General features: G+C 61.7%; 3 protein-coding genes. 1 reads left to right on the top strand and 2 read right to left on the bottom strand.

Annotated features, from left to right (window positions below; all coding sequences use genetic code 11):
- On the top strand, positions 1 to 1,262 hold a 1,262-nt coding region (locus tag Y705_RS0101455), incomplete at its 5' end, for a tripartite tricarboxylate transporter permease (RefSeq protein ID WP_026531581.1).
- A gap of 529 nt (positions 1,263 to 1,791) precedes the next feature.
- On the opposite strand, the gene Y705_RS16460 is transcribed toward Y705_RS0101455, so the two are convergent.
- Together Y705_RS16460 and Y705_RS16470 are read right to left on the bottom strand one after the other, a co-directional pair.
- Positions 1,792 to 2,010 carry a hypothetical protein gene (locus tag Y705_RS16460; RefSeq protein WP_049822096.1) on the bottom strand — a complete coding sequence of 73 codons (219 nt, stop codon included), beginning with the start codon at positions 2,008 to 2,010 and terminating at the stop codon, positions 1,792 to 1,794.
- 814 nt (positions 2,011 to 2,824) lie between these two features.
- Positions 2,825 to 3,328: MFS transporter (locus Y705_RS16470; RefSeq protein ID WP_162149019.1), on the bottom strand; the 504-nt coding region annotated here is incomplete at its 5' end.

Raw genomic sequence — 3,328 nt, forward strand, 5'->3', positions numbered from 1 at the left:
ACACCCCGGGCGAAGCGGGCTCGGTCGCGACGGCCATCGAGGGATATCCCATGGCCAAAGCAGGCCGGGCGGGGCCCGCCCTGGCCACGGCGGTCATGGGGTCGTTCTTTGCCGGCATCATCTCCACACTAGGACTTACGTTCCTGGCACCGCTGGTGGCAAATCTCGCGAAATCTTTCCAGGCGACCGATTATTTCGCCCTGATGGTGCTCGCCTTTGTCAGCGTGACCGCTCTGGTCGGAAATTCACTCATTCGGGGCATGGTGAGCCTGTTTGCGGGCCTCTTCGTGGGTCTGGTGGGATTGGACTTCCTCACAGGCCAACAACGGTTCACCTTCGGCTCAACGCAGCTTCTCGGCGGCATCGATATCATCATCGTGGTGATCGGTCTTTTCGCCATCGGTGAGGCACTCTACGGGCTGGCACGGCTGCAGTATGCAAAAGAAGCTGCCGTGGAGTTCTCCGGGCGCATCTGGCTGAACAAGGCAGAGCGCAAGCGGGTGTGGAAACCCTGGATCCGAGGGGGCTTCCTGGGGTTCATCTTCGGTTCCATGCCTACCGGCGGTTCCGAGGTTCCTACCTTTCTCAGCTATAACCTGGAAAAGCGGCTGTCCAAGCACAAGGACGAGTTCGGCAAGGGAGCCATCGAGGGAGTGGCCGGACCGGAAGCCGCCAACAACGCTTCCTTCTCCGGGGTGCTGGTTCCTCTGCTCACCCTGGGCATACCGACGTCGGCAACCGCAGCGATCATTCTCAGTGCATTCCAGATCTACAACATCCAACCCGGTCCGCAGCTCTTCGAGAACTCACCGGATCTGGTCTGGACGCTGATCGCCAGCCTGTTCATCGGCAACATCATGCTGCTGGTCATCAACCTGCCTCTGGTCAAACTGTGGATCAAGATCCTCTCCATACCCAAGACACTCCTGTATACGGGCATTCTGGTGTTCGGAGTCCTCGGGGTGTACAGCTTGTCCGGCAGCCTGATGGATGTGCTGATCGTCTGTGCCATCGGCGTCGCCGGCTTCTTCATGCGGATTTACGACTTTCCCGTGGCCCCGGCCATCCTCGGCGCGATCCTCGGGCCGATGATGGAGACCCAGCTCAGACGAGCGCTGTCCATCAGCCAGAATGACTTCTCCATCTTCTTCACACGTCCGCTCACGGTCGGTCTGCTGGCTGTCGCGTTGGCCGTGCTGATACTTCCTTCACTGCTGCCGAAACTGCTGCGCAAGCCTACAGAATCAGGGTCGGTGAGCTGAGCGTCGGAACCCGTTCACCGGATTCGCGGCACAGCGCCGTAGCAAGGCCACGTTGAGCACCTTCTTTCGACGCCCTCGGTCCGGCGTAGCGCTGAAAATGACCACATGAAATCAGGCGACAAACAAAACGCAGGCTTATGGGCGCGTTTGCTTTAAGAGTTTCCGACAGGTTGTCGGAGCGGAAGCATAGGGTGGGCGAATGAGCACCAAAGAGCGAGGGACAACTCGCAGGCGACTCCGCGACTGCCCTGTGTGCGGAAGCGAATCGTGGCCGATCGCCTATGGCATGATGACCTCCGATGTGCAGGAAAATTCGCCGGAAACGGTCTTCTCCGGATGCTGCATCACTCCGGAGAAGCGGGTAGATCCGCGGACCGGGCAGGTTGAGTGCGGCGTCCCGAAGTGGGCATGCCAGAACACCGCCTGCCGCGATGAGTGGTGGTGATCCGTCATGACCGGATTCCTTGTTCGATCACCCGGCGGGCAATGGTTCGAGCCCTCCGAAAAGGGTTATGGACGGGAGGCGGAGCTACAACAGATCCTCGCGGAACACCCCCAACTCGTCCCGGGCGTCACGGATGGCGCGATTGCCTGCCGGGAATTCCAGTCGGGCGCAGGTCCGGCAGACCTCGTCGTCGTTGGTCCCGAGGGTGGCGTAACCCTGGTGGAGTGCAAGCTCGCGTCGAACCCGCAGATTCGCAGGGAGATCGTCGGGCAGATGTTCGACTACGCGTCGGCTCTCTGGCATACGGAGATTGATATCTTCGACCGCCAGTGGCGCGTGCGAGCGGGTGTCGCACTAAAGGACAGTTTCCCTGGTTCCCCGGGAATTCAGGAGGTGGTGGCCGACAATCTGTTGTCCGGCAGGTTCAGTATCGTGCTGGCAGTCGACGTGATCAACCCGGAGCTCAAGCGGATGGTCGAGTATCTGAACGCCATGTCGGGACCCGAAACGTCAGTCATCGCTGTTGAGTACACCCGACTCTTCAGCAATGACGTCGAAGTTCTGATGCCGCGGGTCTACGGTCAGGAGTTGGCAGAGGCAAAAGTCGCAGCGAACTCGAGGGCGCAGGAAAGCTGGACTCTCGACCAGTGCCGCGACTGGATCAGCATCAACGATGCAGTGAACCTGAGCAGGTTCGACCTCCTCATAGCCGAGGCATCAAATGCCGATATCCCGTTCGTCGGATCACCGGTGCGGACCAAGGGGATCCCGGCGGGAGGCCTTCGCATCTTCGTGAACGGCACCACCGCCGTCGGGTCGATCTACCTTTACCACTACGGCGGACGGTCGACTTCCCTTGAGTTGAGCCTCACGAAGGTGCCGACAGCGCTGAGCGGCGTTGAAGGTGGTCCCAAGAGGATGGACGTTTTCCTTGAAACTTTGACCGCAATCCCCGAGTTCGAACGCGCATCGCTGGTCCTGCGTGAATCGGGTTGGTTGAAGCGGCCGAATGTCCCACTAGGAAATATCCCGCTCGGAAGCATTCCGAAGCTCGCGGACGACGGCGCTTCACCTTTCGGGGAAGCGGATCCCGAATACGCGTTCGAACGAGTTGTACTCAAGGTCGGTCCGGCGACGCGGCGGGATCCGCTTCCCCGAAAGGTGAAGCGCCGTCGTCCGCACGCAGCGCCTTTTCCAACCGGAAGGCAACCAGCGCCGCCCCGGCACCTGATGCCGCCAGGACTGCAGCCAGGCCCCAGCCGACCGCCGGGTCGAACTGGGAGAAGATGATGCCGAACAGCAGCGGGCCCAGCGTGCCGCCGATATACGTTCCGCTCTGCGTGATGCCGGTAGCCTGCGCAGTGAAGGGGTGTGCGGTCTTCGACACCACGTAGTGCACCAGTCCGTTCCACCCCCAGCCGAAGCCGAAGGCCACCACGCACCCTCCGGCATAGGCCGCCGGGTGGCCGGTTGCCATGCCGATGAGGCCCACGCAACCGGCCGCCATCATGAGGGCCACCGTCGCCATCGAGCCGCCGATGCCGCGATCCGCGGCAATGCCCACGAGCGGCCGCGCAAGGATGCCCGCCACGCTCGCCGCACCGAGCAGCAGGCCGGCCAC

Origin of the sequence: Arthrobacter sp. H41 (genome assembly GCF_000520535.1) — a bacterium.
Classification (GTDB): Bacteria; Actinomycetota; Actinomycetes; order Actinomycetales; family Micrococcaceae; genus Arthrobacter_D.

Bases quoted from the DNA above. Each gene is read 5' to 3' on its own strand.
- Y705_RS16460 (WP_049822096.1), bottom strand. From the start codon at position 2,010: ATGCCAGAGAGCCGACGCGTAGTCGAACATCTGCCCGACGATCTCCCT.